The following is a 20,761-nucleotide window of genomic DNA, read 5'->3' on the forward strand; positions in this document are numbered from 1 at the left end:
ATTTAAAGGGAATGTTTTTTATTGACATGCGACTGTATTCCAAGAAGCTCCAGATGGCTTAACCCATTGGTTTGCTTGTGTATTTGGTGGATTCAAAGGATCAAAACCAGCATCATGTTGAATACATGTTAAGTTATCATTTCCATCTGCAATCATATAAATGAAATTTACATTATTACCATTTGCTACGTTTAAACTTGTTAAATTATTATTTCTTAAATGCAATGAAATTACTCTTGAATTATTAGAAATATCCATGCTTGATAAGTTGTTATTATAAGCAACAAGTGTTCTTAAATCTGGATACATAGAAACATCTAACGTACTAATTTGATTCTGTTCTAAATATAAAGTTCTTAAACCGTTTGCAATAGTAGGTAACACTAACGTAGAAATATTGTTACCTCCACATTGAAAATTCACTAAGCTAGAATGATTTGTTAAATCTATTGTACTAATACTATTTTGCTGAATTAATATTGTTTGTAAAGCTGTATTAGCTGAAAGATCTAATGAAGTTAAGTTATTGTTTTTTAACGATAAATGTGTTATTGCTGTGTTTTGGCTTAAATCTATACTTGTTAAAGAGTTATTCATTGCATGAAATTGTGAAATATTTTCAAAAATCTCTAAACCAGTAACATCTGAAATACTAAGACCATCTACACGAATGACACCTGTGTAAGCTTGTGCTTCTGAAACCTGAATTTCACCATCTCCATTTGTATTTATCGATGAATCCCCTACCAATGCTGACTTAAAGTTGGCATCTGGTATGTTTACAATATTACCTGTAGCAGCTTGCAACCCCTTTCCACTAATAATAATAGCATAACTCGGTTTTGTAGGATCATTACTTTCTACAACTATCATTGCCTGCTTTTGTCCTTCAGATTGTGGTGTAAAACGTGCTGTTACCTCATAAAAGCTATTAGGAGCAATCGTTTGTGGTGCAGATACATTTACCAAAGTAAAGTTATTAGCATTGGCTCCGCTCATTCTAATATTACTTACCTCTAAATTTCCTTGACCATTATTCTGAATAGCAAAAGTTAAATCATTTCCAGAGTTCCCTACAGTAACATCACCAAAGTTCAATCCTGTTTCACTAAAAGCAATTGCAGGTTGTGCTGGCGCTGTTCCTGTTCCATTCATTGGTAAAAACACTTCATTTTCACTAGAGTTATTAAAAAATCTAATAGATGCTGAAGCAAATCCTTGTGAACTTGGCGTGAACTTAACTTCAAAAGTATATGTATCACCTGGAGCAATAGTTCTTATTAATGAACTTGTTCCTCCTATTACTGTAAAAGATGATGATGAACTACCTCCTATAATATTCACATTAGTAATCTCTAAATCTGTATTTCCTGTATTAGAAACTATAATATTTTTAGATAAGTCTTCACCTACTTCAACATTCCCAAAACTTATAGGTGATTCACTAAACTCTATAACTGACATAGGTGTTGCTGTAGCTTTACCGCTTAAGGCAATGGCTTTAACACCTGCATTAGTTGTCACCTCTAAACTTGCTGTTTTTTCTCCTACATTGGTTGGCTCAAATACTACCGTAATGGTTTTAGTTTCTCCTGCAGCTAAAGTTTCTGTTGTTGCTGAAGTTGAAAAGTTAGCAGCATTGGTCCCTTTTATTTCAAAGCCTGTAATTTCTAAGTCTGCATCTCCACTATTAGTTATAGTAAACGTAGCGTCTTTTGTTTGATTAATCTCTACGTTTCCAAAAACCAAAGCCGTTTCACTTAAATCAACACCTGGTAATGGTTTTGGTTTTGCAATTCCTGTTACTTTTACTTCTTTTTTCCCAATATTAGTCGTAATTTCTAAGATAGCCTTTTTTTCTCCTTCTGTTAAAGGAGCAAAGGTAATTTCAAAAGTATACGATTCTTCCTTTTTAATTACTTTTGGTACTGCACTAGTTGAAAAATCAGCAGCATTTGTTCCTTTTAATACAAATTCATCTATTTCTAAATCTGAACCTCCCTCATTTGTTACTTTAAACGAATAGTTAATAGTTTGTTCTACTTCTACTGCTCCAAAATCCTTTTCTATATCAGTAATAGAAAACTCTGCTGGAATAATTTCTTCATCCTTATCACAACTTGTGATACTTACAAGTACAAAAAGAATAGCACTTGCATACATGTTAATTTTTTTTCTCATGTGTGTTTATTTTTCTGATTTATTTTTTGTGCTTCCTTATAGTTATAAAGCACTTCTCCCTTATATTGGAAGTAAAATTACACACAGGACACCTCTTACAGTGAAAAAACTGCTGAAGTGATTTTATCTTTTTCTAAAACACTTTTTTTTTTTTCTAAAACACCTAATACCTATTTAAAAACAAAAAAGCCCGTCAAATGACGAGCTTTTTTACATCTACAGTCCTAATAAAGCTTGTAATGCTTTTTAGGATAATACAATCAAATTTATTTTACTTCTTCAAAATCTACATCTTCTACATTATCTCCTCCTTCAGCTGAAGCTCCTGCATCTGCACTTCCTTGCGCACCAGCTCCATTTGCTTGTGCATCTTGTTGTGCTTTATACATCTCTTCAGAAGCAACTTTCCAAGCTTCGTTAATCTTTTCCATTGCAGCATCGATAGCAGCAAGGTCTTTAGATTCGTGTGCTTTCTTTAACTCTTCTAAAGCAGCCTCGATTGGTTCTTTCTTATCTGCTGATAATTTATCACCAAACTCTTTTAATTGCTTTTCAGTTTGGAAAATCATAGAATCTGCTCCGTTAATTTTATCTGCAGTTTCTTTAGCCTTTGCATCTGCATCTGCATTTGCTTCTGCATCTGCTTTCATCTTTTGAATTTCTTCATCTGTTAATCCAGAAGAAGCTTCGATACGGATGTTTTGAGATTTACCTGTTGCTTTATCCGCTGCAGATACGTTGATGATTCCGTTTGCATCAATATCAAAAGTTACTTCAATTTGAGGAACTCCTCTTGGTGCTGGTGGAATATCTGTTAATTGGAAACGACCAATTGTTTTATTGTCTGCTGCCATCGCTCTTTCACCTTGTAATACGTGAATATCTACCGATGGTTGGTTATCTACTGCTGTAGAGAATACTTGCGACTTTTTAGTTGGAATGGTTGTATTTGCATCGATTAACTTTGTAAATACATTACCCATTGTTTCAATTCCTAATGATAATGGTGTTACATCTAATAATAATACGTCTTTTACATCACCAGTTAACACTCCTCCTTGAATTGCTGCTCCTAACGATACAACTTCGTCTGGATTTACTCCTTTACTTGGCGCTTTTCCGAAGAACTTCTCAACTGCTTCTTGAATTGCAGGAATACGAGTTGAACCTCCTACTAAGATAATCTCATCGATATCAGAAGTTGATAAATCAGCATTTTTTAACGCTGTTTGACAAGGCTCGATAGTTCTTTTTACTAAATCGTCAATTAATTGCTCAAACTTAGCTCTACTTAACGTTCTTACCAAGTGCTTTGGTCCACTAGCTGTAGCAGTGATATATGGTAAGTTAATTTCTGTAGAAGTTGTGCTTGATAATTCTATCTTCGCTTTTTCAGCAGCTTCTTTTAAACGTTGTAATGCCATAGGATCTTTACGTAAATCCATATTTTCTTCAGCATTAAACTCATCTGCTAACCAGTTAATGATTTTTTCATCTACATCATCACCTCCTAGGTGCGTATCTCCATCAGTAGCTAATACTTCAAATACTCCATCTCCTAATTCTAAGATAGAAACATCATGTGTACCTCCACCAAAGTCAAATACTACAATTTTCTTATCATCATTTGCTTTATCTAATCCATAAGCTAAAGCTGCAGCTGTAGGCTCGTTAATAATACGACGAACCTTTAGTCCTGCAATCTCTCCTGCTTCTTTAGTTGCCTGACGTTGAGCATCGTTAAAATATGCTGGCACAGTAATTACAGCTTCAGAAACTCCTTGACCTAAGTAGTCTTCAGCAGTTTTCTTCATTTTCTGTAATATCATTGCAGAAATTTCCTGAGGTGTATACATACGATCATCAATTTTAACTCTTGGTGTATCGTTATCACCTTTTGCTACCTCATAAGGAACTCTTTCTGCTTCTCTTTGAGACTCAGAATATTTATTCCCCATAAAACGTTTAATAGAATAAACTGTTTTAGTTGGGTTTGTTACTGCTTGACGCTTTGCAGGATCTCCTACTTTACGTTCACCTCCTTCTACAAATGCAACTATAGAAGGGGTTGTTCTTTTTCCTTCTGCATTTGGAATTACTACAGGCTCATTACCTTCCATCACAGACACACATGAGTTCGTAGTACCTAAATCTATACCTATAATTTTACTCATAATCTTTATTTATCTTTTTTAAGTTTTAAATTCAATTTTACGAGTAGTATTAGTCAAAGTGTATGCCATTGGTTTTTTATTTGTATTTTGACAGAAAAAGACACAAATCCAATCATTTTTTATGACAGAGTGTCATTAATCGATGTTATCTAGATAAGATTCATAGACCATTACTATATTAGCAAATGTATTCTGTAATGCTTCAATTGTTTCTTTTTTATTTTTAAACTCTGCTTTTGTAATACCTTCTTCTAATTGAGGGGTTAAACTTCCTTCATAATTAGAAAACATTAAATACCAGTGTGTTTCTTTTAATCGATATTCATTTTGTTGTATAAACAAATGGTATGTAATAAGGAGTTCTTTATTAATAATTAGTTTTTCAATACCACATTCTTCTTCCACTTCTCTTATTGCTGCTTCCATTAAGTTCTCTCCTTCCTCAACACGTCCTTTGGGTAAATCCCATTTATTTCCTCTGTAAATAAACAATACTTTTTTACTTCCGTTTAAAACCATACCTCCAGCAGCAATTATTACTTTAAATTTAACCTTAAAATCTTTCCAATCTTCAATTAAATTATTAGAGTAGATATAAAAACCGTTTAACTTACCTACTTTTAACTTATAAATAAGTTCTTGAATAATTGTATTTTTGTAAATATAAACTGGAAAATCTTCTTCATTTTTAAATGAAGTTGTAAAGATTATTGGTTTATCATTAACAAAAACTTTATACATTTGCGCTATGGATTTTAACAAAGATACAGCAAAAAAAACTGCCGAGCTTCTTTTGCAAATTAAGGCTATAAAATTAAGTCCCCAAGAACCTTTCACATGGGCTTCTGGCTGGAAATCACCTATTTACTGTGATAATAGAATCACGTTATCATACCCTCCTGTTAGAAACTTTTTAAAACAAGAAATTGCTAAACTGGTAGAAGAAAAACATGGTAAACCCGATGTTATTGCAGGAGTTGCTACTGGTGCTATTGCTATTGGTATATTAGTTGCTCAAGAACTTGGAGTACCTTTTGTGTACGTTAGACCAGAACCTAAAAAACATGGTAGACAAAATCAAATTGAAGGACATATAGAAAGTGGTCAAAACGTTGTAGTGATTGAGGATTTAATTAGTACAGGAAAAAGTAGTTTAAATGCTGTAAAAGCACTTAAAGAAGCACATACCAATGTAAAAGGAATGATAGCTATTTTTTCTTACGGATTTAATATTGCCACTGAGAATTTTAAAAATGATAAAGTAGAACTTACTACTTTGAGTAATTATGAACATTTACTAGAACAAGCCTTAGATAGTAAATATATTACTAGTGAAGAACTTCGAACATTAGAAGATTGGAGAATTGCCCCTAGTGAATGGAATCAAAACAATAAATAACAGCACAACAATGAATATAGAAGGAAATACAGTTACTGTAAAAAAATCATCTAAAGATTTATTTGAGTTTCTAACTAAATTAGAAAACTTTGAACAACTAATGCCTGAAAACACTCAAAAATTCGAGGTTGATGGTGACAGCTTTATTTTTGGTTTAAAAGGTATGCCAGAAATTCGCTTAATCATGAAAGAAAAAACAGAATATTCTAATGTTACTTTAGGTGCTGCAAGCAGTAAACTACCTTTTACATTAGCTGCTGATATTAATGAAATTAACGATAGTGAAAGTAAAGTTACTTTAAAGTTTAATGGCGAATTTAATGCTATGATGGCTATGATGGTTAAAGCACCATTAACAAAGTTTATTGGTACGCTAACTGAAAATTTAGAAAAGCTATAAAGTGGCAAACGAAACTTCTTTCAAACCAAATTCTTGAATCGTTTCGTTTTCTAATTCTATTTGGAGGTTTCCACTTTTTGAAACTCCAATAATTTTCCCCATAAATAAAGTGTTCTGACTATTTTTAAACATTGTTGGAACATTTTTTTTATACAATACTTTTAAGTAAGCCTTTTCTAGTAAGTCATATTCTTTTTTTTCTAAGAGATTAAAATAATCTTTTAGCTTCATTAAAATGCTTTCTAGCAACATTTCTAAATCAAACTCTTTTCCTAGAATCATTTTTATAGAAGACGCATTTGGTAAATTTTCGGGAAATGATGCTTGATTTACATTGACCCCTATACCAATTACAGAAGACACTAAATCATTCCCTTTAAGAGTATTTTCAATTAATATACCCACTATTTTTTTATTTCCTGACAGAATGTCGTTTGGCCATTTTACCGACAAGTTTGGTATTCCTAATGCTTTTAAAGCTTGAAAAACACTTAATGAAACACTAAAATTTAAGTACTTGTGCTCTCGAATATTTAACCCTACAAACCTTGAAAACACACTAAAAGTAAGGTTTTTCCCCTCTTCAACAACCCATTCAGAATTGATTTGACCTCTACCTTTAGTTTGTGTTTTTGCGACTACCACCGTAAAATCATCAACTACCACTTTTGACACCATATTCTTTAAAAAACTGTTGGTAGAGTCGATGGCATTAAGTTTGATTATTTTCATATGAATTTAGCGTGTAAAACAAGTATCAATATTACATAAATTACTCGCAAAAAAATAATAACTTTGCTAAAACTTAATTTTTTTTAATGACAATAAAACAAACAAACACAGACGATCTTTTAGCTGTGATTATTAAAGGGATTGATGATGTAAAAGGAGAAGATATCCAATTACTAGATCTAAGAGAGATAGAAAACACTGTTTGTGATTATTTTGTAGTTTGTTCTGCTAATTCGAACACACAAGTTAATGCCATTTCCGGCTCTGTACAAAAAATAGTAAGTAAAGAACTAAAAGATAAACCTTGGCACATTGAAGGGCAAGGAAACTCTGAATGGGTTCTTATGGATTACGTAAATGTTGTTGTACACATCTTTCAAAAACAAGTTCGTGAATTTTACGATATTGAAAGCCTTTGGGGAGATGCAAAAATTACAGAAATCAACCCAGCATAATTGCTAACATTTTATACACCTTTTTATGAGTGATAATAAAAAAAATGCGCCAAAATTTAGTTTTAATTCATTTTGGCTATACATACCAATAATAGTTATCCTACTAGGATTAAGCTTTTTTAATTCTGGTAATTTAGGTTCTCGTAATATTACAAAAAACGAGTTTACTAAAATTCTTCAAGCAAACGATATTAAAGAAATCGTTGTAGAAAACAATAATGTTGCTCAAATATTTTTAAAGCCTGAAGCTGAGAAAAAAGAAGAGCATAAAAAACTAGCAGATTCTCCATTTTACAGAAAAGGATCTCCTCTTTACACTTACAACTTTGGTGATTTACAAAATTTTGAAAATGAAATTAACAAAGAAAAAGAGGATAAAAATCTTGATTTCGATAAAGTTAATGTTGAAAGGACTAGCATGATGGATACCATTATTAGCTTCCTTCCTTTTATTTTATTGATTGTTATTTGGCTTTTCTTTATGAGAAGAATGTCTGGTGCTGCTGGAGGCGGTGGTGCTGGAGGGCAAATTTTTAACATTGGTAAATCTAAAGCTAAACTTTTTGATGAAAACACTAAAGTTAAAACTACCTTTAAAAATGTAGCTGGCTTAGAAGGTGCTAAAGAAGAAGTTCAAGAAATTGTAGACTTCTTAAAGAGCCCTGAAAAATACACCAAATTAGGAGGTAAAATTCCTAAAGGAGCTTTATTAGTAGGTCCTCCAGGAACTGGTAAAACCTTATTAGCAAAAGCAGTAGCAGGTGAAGCTGGTGTACCCTTTTTCTCTCTATCTGGTTCAGATTTTGTTGAAATGTTTGTTGGTGTTGGTGCCTCACGTGTACGTGACTTATTTAAACAAGCACAACAAAAATCTCCTTCTATCATTTTTATTGATGAAATTGATGCTATTGGACGTGCTAGAGGAAAGAACAGTATGACTGGTGGTAATGACGAACGTGAGAATACCTTAAACCAATTATTAACTGAAATGGATGGTTTTGGTACTGATACTAATGTAATTGTATTAGCTGCTACCAACCGCGCTGATGTATTAGACAAAGCTTTGATGCGTGCTGGTCGTTTTGATCGTCAAATTTATGTTGACTTACCAGACTTACACGAACGTAGAGAAATTTTTGAGGTTCACATTAAACCTTTGAAATTAGCTGCTAATGCCGATTTAGAATTTTTAGCACAACAAACACCTGGATTCTCAGGTGCAGATATCGCTAACTTGTGTAATGAAGCCGCTTTAATTGCTGCTAGAAAAGGTAAAGAAGCTATTGAACATCAAGACTTTTTAGATGCTGTTGATAGAATCGTAGGTGGATTAGAAAAGAAAAATAAGGTTATTACTCCTAAAGAAAAGAAAGTAATTGCTTTTCATGAAGCTGGTCACGCAACTGTTAGTTGGATGTTAGAACATGCTGCCCCTTTAGTAAAAGTAACTATTGTTCCTCGTGGTCAATCGTTAGGAGCTGCTTGGTACCTTCCTGAAGAGAGAAAAATTGTTCAAACAGAACAAATGCTTGATGAGATGTGTGCTACTATGGGAGGTAGAGCAGCTGAAAAACTAATTTTTAATAAAATCTCAACTGGAGCGTTAAGTGATTTAGAAAAGGTTACTAAACAAGCTCGAGCTATGGTTACTGTTTATGGCTTAAATGATAAAGTAGGAAACGTTACTTACTATGATTCTTCAGGTAATGATTCATTTGTAAAACCATACAGTGAAGCAACTGCACAAAAAATTGATGAAGAAATCTCTGAAATAATAGAGAATCAATACAAAAGAGCTGTTGACATACTAGATCAAAACAGAGATAAATTAACTGAATTAGCTGATTTATTACTTGAAAAAGAAGTTATATTTAAAGACGATTTAGTAAAAATATTTGGAGACAGACCTTTTGGAAAAGAAGAAAAACCTCAAATTACAACAGAAGAATAGTTTTTATTTTAATGAATTTTTTCAAAAAAATATTTAAAATATATCAAGAATCATCTAAAGAAAAAAAAGCCAACGAACAAGAAGTTTATTTGTCTTTAGATGATTCTTTTGTTCATCATTTTATTAATAAAGGAGGAAAATTTTTATACTGTACATCAATAAACGAAGTAAGTAATAATTTAAAGAACATCTTACAAGAAAACAATTGGCGCAAAATTACTTGTACCGATTTTGATTTATTAAAGATTACTGAAAAAATTGATATTTCTGTACAAAACCATTCCTCAGAATCTGTGCCTTTTTTTACTTCTTGTGAACATTTAATTGCCGATAAAGGAGAAATTTTATTTTCATCCAATCAATTAGGCAGTCATAAAATAGCTTCTCTTTCTAAACATTTTATAGTTTATGCAACTACGAGCCAGCTTGTAAAAAACACTGGAGAAGGATTAACAGGTATTAAAACACATTTTAGCGGTAATATTCCAACAAATATTAGTTCTGTTAAGAATTATAAATTTGAAGTTGAGGATGATAATTTTTTGAGTTATGGTAATAATAACACAAAAGATTTATATTTGCTGCTCTTTGAAGACCTTTAAAATATGTCTAACCTTTTTGTAAGAAGTCTTTCCGCACTTGTTTATGCTATTCTATTTATTTCTGCTATTCTTTTTTCTGCAGAAACATACATAGGATTACTTGCTTTGTTTGCTACTGTTTGTATTTGGGAACTTTCTAAAATTATACAAACAAAAAATATAATTCCATATATACTTTTAGCTAGTGTTGTTTATTTAACTTTTAAGAATACAACTTTTAAGTACACTGATTTTTTATTTGGCATTACTATAGTTGGATCTACTGCTTTGATTTATTTACTTATTAGCTCCAAACTAATTAAAACAGATACTTTAGCTAAAAAACTTTTTTTACAAGTTATATATTTAGTATTACCATTTTACTTCTTAATGAACCTTCCTTTCATTAATGGTTCTTATCATCCAAACATAGTTATTTATATAATATTTATTATTTGGACTAATGATAGTTTTGCCTTTTTAGTGGGGAAAAATTTTGGAAAACGAAAATTATTTGAAAAAGTATCTCCTAAAAAAACAATTGAAGGGTTTATAGGCGGTTTATTATTTTCAATAATTGCAGGTTTTGCTATTGGTCAATACTCTGGAATTTTTTCTATCTTAAACTGGATAGTTATTGCTATCATAGTTGCTATTTTTGGTTCTTTAGGGGATTTAGTAGAATCTAAGTTTAAAAGACAAGCTAACGTGAAAGATAGTGGTACAATTATGCCAGGTCATGGAGGCTTATTAGATAGGCTAGACAGCTTGTTTTTCCTTGCTCCCTTCGTATATTTGTACATTCATTACATAATGTAAACTATCTATAGGCACAAACCTCAATTATGAAAGATGATTTAGATTTAAAGTTTAAAGAAGCTTATCAAAAAGCATCTAAACTAGAGGAAAAGCTTCCTCCTGATGTTATGCTACGTTTATATGCTTACTATAAACAAGCTGTAAAAGGAGACAGGTTTACATTTAATGATAATAGTGACTTACGAAATGCCTTTAAATTTAATGCTTGGATGCAGCTTAGAGGTATGAGTGAGTCAGAAGCAAAAAAAGAATACATTAAACTAGTAAACTCAATTATAAAATAAACCTCATGAAAAAAATCGTTTATTCTTTAGTTATTTGTTTTACAGCTTTTCAAATGACATCTTGTAAATCTGAAGCAAAAAAAGAAACAAAAACTACAAATAAGGAAATTAAAGTAGAAAACAAGGCTGCATTCGTATTACAAGATGCTGACAATGTTATAAACTGGACAGCTTACAAAACTACTGAGAAAATACCAGTGAATGGAGAATTTAAAAAAGTAAACATTACCGCTGGTGGTGAAGCTAACACAGCTAAAGACGCTATAAATAATGCTGAATTCTCTATTCCTGTAAGTAGTATTTTCACAAAAGACACTAGTAGAGACTTTAAAATTAAAAAGTTTTTCTTTGGAGTAATGGATAAAACTGAATTACTTTCTGGAAAATTAGTTCTAGAAAATGACTCTATTGGTTATGCTAATATTACCATGAATGGTGTTAGTAAAAAACTTCCTTTTAACTACACATTAAACGGAAAAAAGTTTAGTTTAAATGCAACTATGAAAATTACAGACTGGCAAGCTAATAAAGCATTAGAGTCTTTAAATACTGCATGTAAAGACTTACATAAAGGTGCTGATGGTGTTTCTAAAACTTGGGATGAAGTTGCTTTAAATATTACATCTGTTTTTAAATAAAAACCGATTAAACATATATTTGAAAGCCTCAGAGTAATTTCTGAGGCTTTTTTAGTTTTAATGTACTTCAAACATCCATTTTTTTACAGGCTTATAAAAAGCAATGACTAATAAACCTATTATTACTGATATTACTCCTAGGTTGGCATACACAGAAACATATGAGTACAATTGGTGAAAAACCTCAGGTTGCCTCATAACGGTTGTGGATGATAAACCGGTTAATAATTCAGTTACTTTTCCAAAAAAGCCCTTAGAAAATACTCCTAAACTACCGTTAACAACTGTTGTTAAATTGGCTATTTTACCTGCAAAAAAATGACCATAAAAGTTTGCTGAAAACCATACGCCCATTATAAAAGCAATGTACTTTACTGGAGATAACTCTGTCATTTTAGATAATCCAATAGGAGATAAAAACAGTTCTCCTGTTGTTAGTATAAAGTACCCTAAAATCAAATACATCATTGGAGTTTTAGCTAATTCATCAACTTGATAACCTGACAAGCTAAAAGTTATAAAACCTACCCCTAAAAACAATAATCCTAATCCAAATTTCACAACAGAGTTTGGATTCTTATGTATTTTATGCAAATACCCCCAAAGCATTGAAAATGGGACTGCCATTAGAATTATAAAAGTAGAATTAATACTATTTGTTTGAGCTGCATTTATTCCTACTAAGTTGACATTTCTATCTGCAAATAAAGTCAGTGAACTACCTGCTTGTTCAAAAATTGCTGCAAACAATGTATACAAAACGGTAAAAAATATAGCTACAGAAAGTTTTTTACGTTCTTTTGAAGTTACAGTTCGTAAAATCTTAATTAAAAACAATATCAGAAATAACGAAACAATCCAAACTAAGTAATGCTCAAACTCATGGTAATAAACTATCAATGCAAATACAGGAACAGACAAAAGTGCTCCAATTGTTATTAAGTTTCCTTTTTTTACTCCAAATTGTTTCTCATCAAATAATTCTTGATTTGGTACTAAGCCTTTATCTTCAAAAACATTTTTCTCAAGTCCACCTTTAAAAACTAACAAGCCTAACAACATTCCTATTCCAGCCAAAACAAACCCATAATGCCAACCATATAATTCAGCTAACCAAGCACATAATAATGGAGCTACCGCTCCTCCAATATTAATTCCCATATAAAATATGGTAAATCCTGCATCTCTCCTATTATCTCCATCAGCATATAACTTTCCAACAAACGAAGATATATTGGGTTTAAAAAAACCGTTTCCAACAATAATTAAAGATAACGAACCATAAAAAAATATTGGATGTTCAAATGTCAAAAAGAAATGTCCTAACGCCATTAACACACCTCCTAAAACAATTGCTTTTCTAAATCCTAATATTTTATCAGCAAGCATACCTCCTATCATAGGAGTCACATACACTAACGACATATATGCTGCATACACACCAAAAGACATTTCATCAGAAAAAAGTAAATGTTTTGTCATATACAACACCAATAAAGCTCGCATTCCATAAAAAGAAAAGCGTTCCCATAATTCAGCAAAAAATAAGTATAAAAGTCCCCTTGGATGCCCTAAAACATCAGTTCTTGAATTCATATATTCCATAAATTTTAAGTTTATACGAATATATTTTTCGACATCTAAAACCTAAAGGTATGTAGTTAATTGTAGTAAAAAATAAGCTTTTGTAAGTTTTTGTAACCAAAAAATTAACATCTTATTAAGATCTACAAACGCTTATTTAATAGTTTTACTATTATATTTGCGCTATTAATTTTTATTTATGAAAAATTTACTATCAAATTTAAAAATAGAGATCCCTTCAGGAATATACATCAAAGACCCTGAAACCTCTGATTTGGGTAAAAGAATAATAGAAAACAGTATTATACTTATTGAAGAAATTGGTTTTGAGAATTTTAATTTTAAAAAACTAGGAAAGCTAATAGGCTCTAACGAAAGTTCTATTTATCGTTACTTTGAAAGTAAACATAAACTCTTAGTTTACTTAACTTCTTGGTATTGGGGGTGGATTCAATATTTATTGGTAATCGAAACTTACAGTATTAGTAACCCAAAAGAGAAATTAATTAAAGCCATAGAAGTTCTAGCTAGAAAAGCTGAGAAAGACAATAATTTTTCACATATTAATGAGGCATTACTTAACTTAATTGTAATTAACGAGAACTCAAAATCATACTCTACTAAAGAAGTAGATACAGAAAATAAAGAAGGTTTTTTTAAATTGTACAAAGAAGTAGTAAAACGTTTTGCTGAAATAATTAGTAATTATAACAATAATTATAAACATCCATTAACACTTGCAAGTACTATAATTGAAGGTATATTACATCAGCAATTTGTAAAATCTCATTTTAAATCACTAACTAATTGTGATAAAAGTACAACTACCACTTCCTTTTTTATTGAACTAACTTTAAACGTACTTTCTAATGAAAGAGAAAAATAAACTAACTCCATGGCAGCGATTTCTAGGATTAATAAATCTAGAAAAAAAAGACACCTTACAAATAGCATATTATGCCATTTTTGAAGGAATTGTTGCACTATCATTACCCTTGGGAGTACAAGCCATTATAAACTTGTTACAAGCAGCACAAGTATCAGCTTCCTGGATTGTTTTAGTCATCTTAGTTACTTCTGGCGTTGTTTTTAGTGGAATATTAAAACTAATGCAATTTAGAATTATTGAAACCATACAACAAAGAATTTTTACAAGAGCATCCATAGAACTTAGTTATCGTTTTCCTAAAATTAAAATGATAGAATTAAGAAACTACTATCCACCTGAACTTGCCAATCGTTTTTTTGATACGCTAACCATTCAAAAAGGTATTTCTAAAATATTGATTGATGCTCCATCAGCCATATTACAAATTGTTTTTGCTTTATTACTATTATCTTTTTATCATCCATTTTTTATTGTTTTTGGATTTTTAGTTATACTACTAATTTATGTTGTATTTAAATACACAGCACAAAAAGGTTTAGATACTAGTTTAAAAGAATCTAAAAACAAGTATAAAGTTGCTCATTGGTTACAAGAAATAGCTAGAACTATAATAAGTTTCAAATTATCAGGAAAGACAAGGTTAGCCCTTGAAAAAAGCGATATTTTAGTAGATAATTATTTAAAATCTAGAGAAAGTCATTTTAAAGTGCTTGTTATGCAATATATTCAAATGATTAGTTTTAAAGTTATTATTACTGCTGGGTTACTTCTTATAGGTGGTTTTTTGGTTCTTACTCAACAAATGAATATTGGTCAATTTGTTGCTGCAGAAATTATTATAATTTTAATTATGAACTCTGTAGAGAAACTAATACTTGGACTCGAATCTTTTTATGATGTACTTACATCTATAGAAAAGCTTGGGGAAGTTATTGACAAACCTATAGAGCCACAAAAAGGCAGTAACATTAATAAAGATAAGCCTTTTAAAATTGAACTTCAAGATGTTTCCTACATTGTAAATAATAGACAAAAACCTGTCATAAATAAAATTTCATTTGAAATTAATCCACAAGATAGAATTTTAATTCAAGGAAGTAGCAACTCAGGAAAATCTAGTTTAATTCAACTTATCTCTGGTTTAATAGAGCCTACTTCTGGTAATATATTTGTAAATGATTTATCTTTAAAGGGCATTTTTATTAATAATTACAGATCTAACTTAGGCTTGTCTCTTTCTGAAGAAACTCCTTTTAAAGGAACTATTAGAGAAAATATAACTTTTGGTGACTCTTCAATAACTGATGAAGAAATATATAGCATCTTTAAAGTTGTGGGATTAACAGAATTTTTAAAGCAGCAACCTAAAGGTTTAGATACTTATTTAAAACCTGAAGGAAAACTTATTGCCTATACTGTAGCAAAAAAAATCATCCTTTCAAGGGCTATTATTAAAAGACCTAAACTACTTATTTTAGAAGACCCTCTAGACCAATTTGAAAAAAATGAAGCTAAGAAAATTATCGATTTTATTACTAATGTTTCTCAACCATGGAGCTTAATTATCGTTAGCCGTAATGAACATTGGAAAGAAAAATGTAATAAACAAATTACCCTTGAAAAAGGCAGTATTACTAACTTTAAATCGTAAGTAATCATGTTAAACATATCAAAAAATACAGTTTCGGACCAAATAGATATTACGAAATTCAAATCTGGAAAAGAAATTTTTAACAAAGAGTATCATAAGTTATTTAAAAGCTTTTTATTAGTTTTTTCTGTAATTTTAATAATTATTTTATTTCTACCCTGGACACAAAATGTATCTAGCGAAGGGCTTGTTACTACGTTAAAACCTAACCAAAGACCACAAACATTACAATCTCAAATACCTGGGCGTATAGAAGAATGGTTTGTACAAGAAGGTGATTTTGTTAAAAAAGGAGATACTATTTTAAGAATTTCTGAGATAAAAAGTGGTTATTTTGATACTAAGCTTGCCGAAAGAACTGGTAAACAGTTAAACTCTAAAACACTTTCTGCTAAAGCATATAACAATAAGATTAGTGCCTTGCAAAATCAGATTATAGCTATTAAAAGAGAACGTAAATTAAAACTAGAGCAAGCAAAAAACAAATTAAAACAAGCCTACTTAAAAGCTAAAAGTGATAGTATTGATTTTGAAGCTATTAAAATTAAGCAAAAAATAGCTCAAACTCAATTTGATAGAACTGTTACCTTAGAAAAAGAAGGTTTAAAAGCTGTAAAGGATGTTGAAGAAAAAAGAGCAAAACTTCAAGAGTTATCCGCTAAATTAATTTCTCAAGAAAACAAATTCTTTACTTCTAAAAACAATATTATTAATGCACAATTAGCTATTAGTAGTACACAAGCTTCTTATGCTGATAAATTATCTAAAACAGAAAGCAGCTTGTATAGTGCACAATCTGGTGCTTATGAAGCTGATGTTCAAGTTTCAAAACTTGAAACTAGCTTAGCTAATTACAACAAGCGAAGCTCTTTATTATTCATTACTGCTCCACAAGACGGTTACATTAATAAAGCTATAAAATCTGGTATTGGTGAAACTTTTAAAGAAGGTGAAAAATTAGTAAACATTATGCCTGCAAATTACGATTTAGCTGTTGAAATGTATATACAACCTATAGATTTACCTCTAATTCATATTGGTGAAGAGGTGCGTGTTGAGTTTGATGGTTGGCCCGCAATGGTTTTTAGTGGCTGGCCTAATGTATCATACGGAACTTATGGTGCTAAAATTGTAGCTATTGAAAACTTTATTAGTAGCAATGGAAAATACCGTGTTCTAATTGTTCCTAATGAAAAAGAAGAACCTTGGCCGAAAGCCATTAGAGTAGGTTCAGGTGCAAAAACTATTGCTTTATTAGAAAATGTACCTATTTGGTTTGAGTTATGGAGACAAATTAATAGCTTTCCTCCCAACTTTTATCAACCAGATAACAAAGGAGGTGATAAAAAAGCTAAAAAAGAGGAATAATAAACTTCTTAGTAGATTAAAGCAAGTTAAAACATCACTCTAACTAATAATTAAAAAGACAACTAAATGAAAAGGCTATACATCCTTTTTTTGTTACTAAGCTTTATAGCTACAGCACAAGATAATTTAAGTACTCAACTTAGTTTAGAAGAGTATTTAGGTTATGTAAAGAAACACCATCCCGTTATTAAACAAGCGGAACTTATTACAAGTACCAATGAGGCTAAATTATTAAAAGCTAGAGGTGGTTTTGACCCTAAAATAGAAGTAGATTACAATAGAAAAGAGTTTAAAGGTAAAGACTATTACAAAAAGTTAAACTCAACCTTTAAAATTCCGACTTGGTATGGAATAGAGCTAAAAGGTAGTTATGAGAATAATTCTGGTCAATATTTAAACCCTGAACATAATACTCCAGAAAAAGGACTATATAATGTTGGTGTATCGGTTTCTTTAGCAAAAAACTTATTCATTAATAAAAGAATGGCTACTTTAAAACAAGCTAAACTCTACACACAGCAAGGTAAACTAGAACAACAGTTACTCGTTAACGATATTTTATTTGAAGCCATCAACACCTATTTAAACTGGTTACAGTACTACCAAAGTTATAATATTTATAAAGATTATTATGCCAATGCTGATATCAGACTAAAGAACATAAAAAAAAGTTTTACAGCAGGTGATAAACCAGCTATTGATACTTTAGAAGCTAACATCAATTTAAAAAACAGAAAGTTAGACCTAGAAAAAGCAAATATTAAATACATTAAATCTAAGTTAGAGCTTTCTAATTATTTATGGATAGGCAATAATATTCCTATGGAAATAAAAGAGGAAATAATTCCTGATAGTAGCACTTTTTCTAATATTGATATTATTCTAAATACTTCTATAACCACCTTATTTGATAATGAGTTTGAAAACCATCCTAAGTTAAAGTTACTAGAGTTAAAGAAAAGAAACCTAGAAATAAATAAGCAACTAAAAGTAAACAACCTATTACCTAAAGTAGATTTTCAGTATAACTTCCTTGCTTCAAAAGTGGATAATTTTGATGCTTTTAGCACCGCTAATTATAAAAATTCTCTTCAAGTTAGCATTCCTCTATTCTTACGTAAATCTAGAGGAGATTTAAAACTTGCTAAGCTAAAACTACAAGATATCGACTTTGAAATTGCATCAACTAAAGTCTCTTTACAAAACAAAATAACGGCTACCAAGCAAGAAATTACATCATACAAAAAGCAAAATGATATTTTAAAAAACCTTGTGAAAGACTACCATACAATTGTAAAGAGTGAAGAACGTAAATTTTCTTTAGGAGAAAGCTCTATTTTTTTAATTAACTATAGAGAAGTAAAATTAATAGAAAGTAAATTGAAAGAAATTAAAAACCAGTACGAATACGCTAAAACTAAAGGAAAACTCATAAAACTATTAGGAGAGCTAAATAATTTATAATTGTTGTTTGTACTCTTCTAACAATGCTTCATCAATAATTATATGTTCAGGAAGAATTCGTAGGCGGTATTTACTTTCACCTACAAACGTAATTAGATCTTTGCGATCTAATTTTTCTTCTTCTAGGTTTAAAATTGAATTTATATTATCTATAATTCGTGTAACATAGGTTTGACTTTTTATATCACCTCCTGAATTAACTATAATTGATTGTTTTTCCGCCTCTAAAAACTTTCTTCTATAAGCAAATGTTAGTAGGTTTTTATACTGTGTTGTTTTTGAGCCAAAATCTACTTTAGCATTGACTATTCCTTTAGATGGAATGGTAAGCTTTATCAGTGACCAGTCTAAAAACTGAATTTTCATTTCATTAGGTTTTGGTGTATGAGCCAATTGTATTACCCAACTTGTCGCCAATACTAAAAAAACCGATACTAACGATGTTTTTGCTACAACCCTAATTAATTGATTTGCAAATTCATTATCAAAACCAATAAAAATGTCCGACAATTGGGAAACGAACAACAAAAAGATTACTATAACTGATATAAAAGCTACCAACTTTAAGTCTCGATGCATAAAAGTCTTGTAAAAAGAAACTCCCATTAAAAAACATAAAAAAGTTGTTAGTAAAACATCTGGAAGTGCTGCTATTTTTATTCCATAATAAAAATCATTACCATATAAAAAAGAAAAAGATAAAGTTATGGAAGCCACAATAACAATTATAATCGCTATAATTTTTACATTCTTTTCATTTCTATAAATAAATTGGGGGGCATCGTGCACATAATATAATGCCATTAACCAAAATAAGTTATTTATTGTAGACAGAATGTTTATTCCTACTTGATGAATTGTTGTTTTTTCAAAAGTGAAATAGCTTGCAGAAAGTGCCCAAATACCAGAAACCACCCAAACCAACATACCAAAGCTGAAATACAACAAGCCTTTATCAACTCTTTTAATTGAATTTCCTTCTTCTAAAACTTCTTTAAATCGCTTTGTAATATTATAGTAGATTGCTAATAATAACACAGCTCCAATAAAAGAAATACACGTATGTAATAGGTTATGAAACTGTGTTACTTCAGCCATTTATTGTAAAATTTTAGATACTAAATCTTTTTTCGCTTTTTTATCATCTCCAAACAACCACTGTAATACATTATCCTCCCACATTTCGTCTTTCTCTTGCTCATTAATAATCTTTCTATCAATAGCTAAATCTAAAATTTTCCCTGGATATGATGATTGAATTTCACTCTCCATCTCTCCTAGTGGATATGGATCATCCAGCCCTATTAATACTTGTTTAGATCCTTGATTTTTAATCAACAAATCCAAAGAACCAGTATCATGAACCAATGTATCAAAGAAGATGTTTTTATGTCCTACAGCTTTACGAGGGTGTTGTTTTCCTTCAAACAAATCAGGTCTTCCATCAAATCCTTGAATACGACGCCCTAAATTCATTTGTGCTAACTGACCTCCATGCGCAAAACAAACTCGCATATTAGGATATTTTTCATAATATCCATTTAACGTTAAAAAGTGATAGGCATCTGCGCATTGTGCCAACATCCAAATTAAGTGAAAGCGCCAACTTGTATTTTGTAGTTTGATGAATTTCTCCCCGTCATACGGATGAATTTCAACTGCTAAATTATACTTATCTGCTAATTCAAAAATAGGTTCATTTTCCTCGTCAAAAATACAACGCCATGTACCAATAGTGTCCATATAGTGTGTTGGCAAACACAACAAACGCATCCCTAACACCTCAACACACCGCTCTATTTCCCACAAAGCTCCACGAACAAACCCCGGATGCACCACAAAACCACAAGTAAACTTCCCCGGATTATCATGTTGAACACGTGCATTAAAATCGTTTTGAAAACGTAACGCTTGCTTCATTTCTTCTAAACGAAGTCCATTACCATATAATTGAGATAGGTTCAAAACGACTGCATGATCAATTTTAAAATGTTCCATCCATGCTAGTTTTTCATCTAAAAAGAAACTAGAATCTGTTACTGGTCGACTCCAATCTTTTTGTAGCATGAATTTTCTATCCTTATCTACCCAAAAAATTCCTTTGTCTTTCATAAACTGTGGAATTTGCTCTGGGTAAGGCAACAAGTGTGAATGTCCGTTTATTCTTAGTTTACGTTTTGTCATGTTGTTT

General features: G+C 30.8%; 19 protein-coding genes. 12 read left to right on the top strand and 7 right to left on the bottom strand.

From position 1 onward, the window contains the following. Positions 1 to 18: 18 nt before the first annotated feature. The 3 genes from MHM83_RS06720 to MHM83_RS06730 form a co-directional block, all read right to left on the bottom strand. A complete protein-coding gene (locus tag MHM83_RS06720) occupies positions 19 to 2,181 on the bottom strand; it encodes a choice-of-anchor D domain-containing protein (RefSeq protein WP_239178936.1) in 2,163 nt (720 codons plus the stop codon). A 266-nt stretch (positions 2,182 to 2,447) separates the two neighbouring features. Beyond that, positions 2,448 to 4,355, bottom strand: a complete 1,908-nt coding sequence (dnaK, locus tag MHM83_RS06725) for a molecular chaperone DnaK (protein WP_047789320.1) — start codon at positions 4,353 to 4,355, stop codon at positions 2,448 to 2,450. A gap of 135 nt (positions 4,356 to 4,490) precedes the next feature. After that, positions 4,491 to 5,096 carry an NUDIX hydrolase gene (locus MHM83_RS06730; protein ID WP_047789389.1) on the bottom strand — a complete coding sequence of 202 codons (606 nt, stop codon included), beginning with the start codon at positions 5,094 to 5,096 and terminating at the stop codon, positions 4,491 to 4,493. A gap of 7 nt (positions 5,097 to 5,103) precedes the next feature. Here MHM83_RS06730 and pyrE point away from each other — a divergent pair, with 7 nt between their 5' ends. After that, positions 5,104 to 5,754: an orotate phosphoribosyltransferase gene (gene pyrE / locus MHM83_RS06735; RefSeq protein ID WP_047789321.1), complete on the top strand. Its 651-nt coding sequence runs from the start codon at positions 5,104 to 5,106 to the stop codon at positions 5,752 to 5,754. Positions 5,755 to 5,764: 10 nt separating this feature from the next. Then, a complete protein-coding gene (locus tag MHM83_RS06740; protein ID WP_047789390.1) occupies positions 5,765 to 6,154 on the top strand; it encodes an orotate phosphoribosyltransferase in 390 nt (129 codons plus the stop codon). On the opposite strand, the gene MHM83_RS06745 is transcribed toward MHM83_RS06740, so the two are convergent. Then, positions 6,149 to 6,886: a biotin--[acetyl-CoA-carboxylase] ligase gene (locus tag MHM83_RS06745; RefSeq protein WP_239178937.1), complete on the bottom strand. Its 738-nt coding sequence runs from the start codon at positions 6,884 to 6,886 to the stop codon at positions 6,149 to 6,151. The genes MHM83_RS06740 and MHM83_RS06745 overlap by 6 nt on opposite strands. Before the next feature lie 86 nt (positions 6,887 to 6,972). On the opposite strand from MHM83_RS06745, the gene rsfS reads away from it, so the two are divergent. Genes rsfS through MHM83_RS06775 form a run of 6 tightly spaced genes read left to right on the top strand, consistent with a single transcriptional unit; the run spans position 6,973 to position 11,614 of the window. Beyond that, the gene (gene rsfS / locus MHM83_RS06750; RefSeq protein ID WP_047789323.1) at positions 6,973 to 7,341 is read left to right on the top strand and encodes a ribosome silencing factor; all 369 of its coding nucleotides are present in this window, start codon (positions 6,973 to 6,975) and stop codon (positions 7,339 to 7,341) included. Positions 7,342 to 7,366: 25 nt separating this feature from the next. Then, positions 7,367 to 9,292 (top strand): ATP-dependent zinc metalloprotease FtsH, encoded by a 1,926-nt coding sequence (gene ftsH, locus MHM83_RS06755; protein ID WP_047789324.1) that lies wholly within the window; start codon positions 7,367 to 7,369, stop codon positions 9,290 to 9,292. 11 nt (positions 9,293 to 9,303) lie between these two features. Next, on the top strand, positions 9,304 to 9,894 hold the full coding sequence (locus tag MHM83_RS06760; protein WP_047789325.1) for a hypothetical protein: 591 nt from the start codon (positions 9,304 to 9,306) through the stop codon (positions 9,892 to 9,894). 3 nt (positions 9,895 to 9,897) lie between these two features. Then, positions 9,898 to 10,692, top strand: coding sequence for a phosphatidate cytidylyltransferase (locus tag MHM83_RS06765; RefSeq protein ID WP_047789326.1), 795 nt, complete (start codon positions 9,898 to 9,900; stop codon positions 10,690 to 10,692). Between the two features lie 26 nt (positions 10,693 to 10,718). Beyond that, entirely contained in the window at positions 10,719 to 10,976 is a 258-nt protein-coding gene (locus tag MHM83_RS06770) for an acyl-CoA-binding protein (RefSeq protein WP_047789327.1), read from the top strand. 5 nt (positions 10,977 to 10,981) lie between these two features. Then, positions 10,982 to 11,614 (top strand): YceI family protein, encoded by a 633-nt coding sequence (locus MHM83_RS06775; protein WP_047789328.1) that lies wholly within the window; start codon positions 10,982 to 10,984, stop codon positions 11,612 to 11,614. A gap of 57 nt (positions 11,615 to 11,671) precedes the next feature. Here the strand turns inward: MHM83_RS06775 and MHM83_RS06780 are convergent, their stop codons facing one another. Further along, positions 11,672 to 13,210, bottom strand: a complete 1,539-nt coding sequence (locus tag MHM83_RS06780) for a peptide MFS transporter (protein ID WP_239178938.1) — start codon at positions 13,208 to 13,210, stop codon at positions 11,672 to 11,674. A 187-nt stretch (positions 13,211 to 13,397) separates the two neighbouring features. Here MHM83_RS06780 and MHM83_RS06785 point away from each other — a divergent pair, with 187 nt between their 5' ends. The 4 genes from MHM83_RS06785 (at position 13,398) to MHM83_RS06800 (ending at position 18,570) form a co-directional block, all read left to right on the top strand. Then, positions 13,398 to 14,084, top strand: a complete 687-nt coding sequence (locus MHM83_RS06785) for a TetR/AcrR family transcriptional regulator (RefSeq protein WP_047789330.1) — start codon at positions 13,398 to 13,400, stop codon at positions 14,082 to 14,084. Next, positions 14,068 to 15,738: a peptidase domain-containing ABC transporter gene (locus tag MHM83_RS06790; RefSeq protein WP_239178939.1), complete on the top strand. Its 1,671-nt coding sequence runs from the start codon at positions 14,068 to 14,070 to the stop codon at positions 15,736 to 15,738. Before MHM83_RS06785 ends, MHM83_RS06790 begins: the two co-directional genes overlap by 17 nt. 6 nt (positions 15,739 to 15,744) lie before the next feature. Further along, positions 15,745 to 17,106, top strand: a complete 1,362-nt coding sequence (locus MHM83_RS06795) for an HlyD family secretion protein (RefSeq protein WP_047789332.1) — start codon at positions 15,745 to 15,747, stop codon at positions 17,104 to 17,106. Positions 17,107 to 17,172: 66 nt separating this feature from the next. Beyond that, positions 17,173 to 18,570, top strand: coding sequence for a TolC family protein (locus MHM83_RS06800; protein ID WP_239178940.1), 1,398 nt, complete (start codon positions 17,173 to 17,175; stop codon positions 18,568 to 18,570). Here MHM83_RS06800 and MHM83_RS06805 read toward each other — a convergent pair. Beyond that, positions 18,565 to 19,668 carry a hypothetical protein gene (locus MHM83_RS06805; RefSeq protein ID WP_047789334.1) on the bottom strand — a complete coding sequence of 368 codons (1,104 nt, stop codon included), beginning with the start codon at positions 19,666 to 19,668 and terminating at the stop codon, positions 18,565 to 18,567. The genes MHM83_RS06800 and MHM83_RS06805 overlap by 6 nt on opposite strands. Beyond that, positions 19,669 to 20,754 carry an amidohydrolase family protein gene (locus tag MHM83_RS06810; protein ID WP_159615700.1) on the bottom strand — a complete coding sequence of 362 codons (1,086 nt, stop codon included), beginning with the start codon at positions 20,752 to 20,754 and terminating at the stop codon, positions 19,669 to 19,671. Between the last annotated feature and the right edge of the window lie 7 nt (positions 20,755 to 20,761).

The sequence above is a fragment of the Tenacibaculum sp. Mcav3-52 genome, from assembly GCF_022347665.1.
In the GTDB taxonomy this organism is placed as follows: domain Bacteria; phylum Bacteroidota; class Bacteroidia; order Flavobacteriales; family Flavobacteriaceae; genus Polaribacter; species Polaribacter mesophilus.

What these genes read in the sequence shown, in the direction of transcription:
- MHM83_RS06720 (WP_239178936.1), bottom strand. Translation starts at nt 2,181, where the DNA reads ATGAGAAAAAAAATTAACATGTATGCAAGTGCTATTCTTTTTGTACTT.
- dnaK (WP_047789320.1), bottom strand. Translation starts at nt 4,355, where the DNA reads ATGAGTAAAATTATAGGTATAGATTTAGGTACTACGAACTCATGTGTG.
- MHM83_RS06730 (WP_047789389.1), bottom strand. Translation starts at nt 5,096, where the DNA reads ATGTATAAAGTTTTTGTTAATGATAAACCAATAATCTTTACAACTTCA.
- pyrE (WP_047789321.1), top strand. Translation starts at nt 5,104, where the DNA reads ATGGATTTTAACAAAGATACAGCAAAAAAAACTGCCGAGCTTCTTTTG.
- MHM83_RS06740 (WP_047789390.1), top strand. Translation starts at nt 5,765, where the DNA reads ATGAATATAGAAGGAAATACAGTTACTGTAAAAAAATCATCTAAAGAT.
- MHM83_RS06745 (WP_239178937.1), bottom strand. Translation starts at nt 6,886, where the DNA reads ATGAAAATAATCAAACTTAATGCCATCGACTCTACCAACAGTTTTTTA.
- rsfS (WP_047789323.1), top strand. Translation starts at nt 6,973, where the DNA reads ATGACAATAAAACAAACAAACACAGACGATCTTTTAGCTGTGATTATT.
- ftsH (WP_047789324.1), top strand. Translation starts at nt 7,367, where the DNA reads ATGAGTGATAATAAAAAAAATGCGCCAAAATTTAGTTTTAATTCATTT.
- MHM83_RS06760 (WP_047789325.1), top strand. Translation starts at nt 9,304, where the DNA reads ATGAATTTTTTCAAAAAAATATTTAAAATATATCAAGAATCATCTAAA.
- MHM83_RS06765 (WP_047789326.1), top strand. Translation starts at nt 9,898, where the DNA reads ATGTCTAACCTTTTTGTAAGAAGTCTTTCCGCACTTGTTTATGCTATT.
- MHM83_RS06770 (WP_047789327.1), top strand. Translation starts at nt 10,719, where the DNA reads ATGAAAGATGATTTAGATTTAAAGTTTAAAGAAGCTTATCAAAAAGCA.
- MHM83_RS06775 (WP_047789328.1), top strand. Translation starts at nt 10,982, where the DNA reads ATGAAAAAAATCGTTTATTCTTTAGTTATTTGTTTTACAGCTTTTCAA.
- MHM83_RS06780 (WP_239178938.1), bottom strand. Translation starts at nt 13,210, where the DNA reads ATGAATTCAAGAACTGATGTTTTAGGGCATCCAAGGGGACTTTTATAC.
- MHM83_RS06785 (WP_047789330.1), top strand. Translation starts at nt 13,398, where the DNA reads ATGAAAAATTTACTATCAAATTTAAAAATAGAGATCCCTTCAGGAATA.
- MHM83_RS06790 (WP_239178939.1), top strand. Translation starts at nt 14,068, where the DNA reads ATGAAAGAGAAAAATAAACTAACTCCATGGCAGCGATTTCTAGGATTA.
- MHM83_RS06795 (WP_047789332.1), top strand. Translation starts at nt 15,745, where the DNA reads ATGTTAAACATATCAAAAAATACAGTTTCGGACCAAATAGATATTACG.
- MHM83_RS06800 (WP_239178940.1), top strand. Translation starts at nt 17,173, where the DNA reads ATGAAAAGGCTATACATCCTTTTTTTGTTACTAAGCTTTATAGCTACA.
- MHM83_RS06805 (WP_047789334.1), bottom strand. Translation starts at nt 19,668, where the DNA reads ATGGCTGAAGTAACACAGTTTCATAACCTATTACATACGTGTATTTCT.
- MHM83_RS06810 (WP_159615700.1), bottom strand. Translation starts at nt 20,754, where the DNA reads ATGACAAAACGTAAACTAAGAATAAACGGACATTCACACTTGTTGCCT.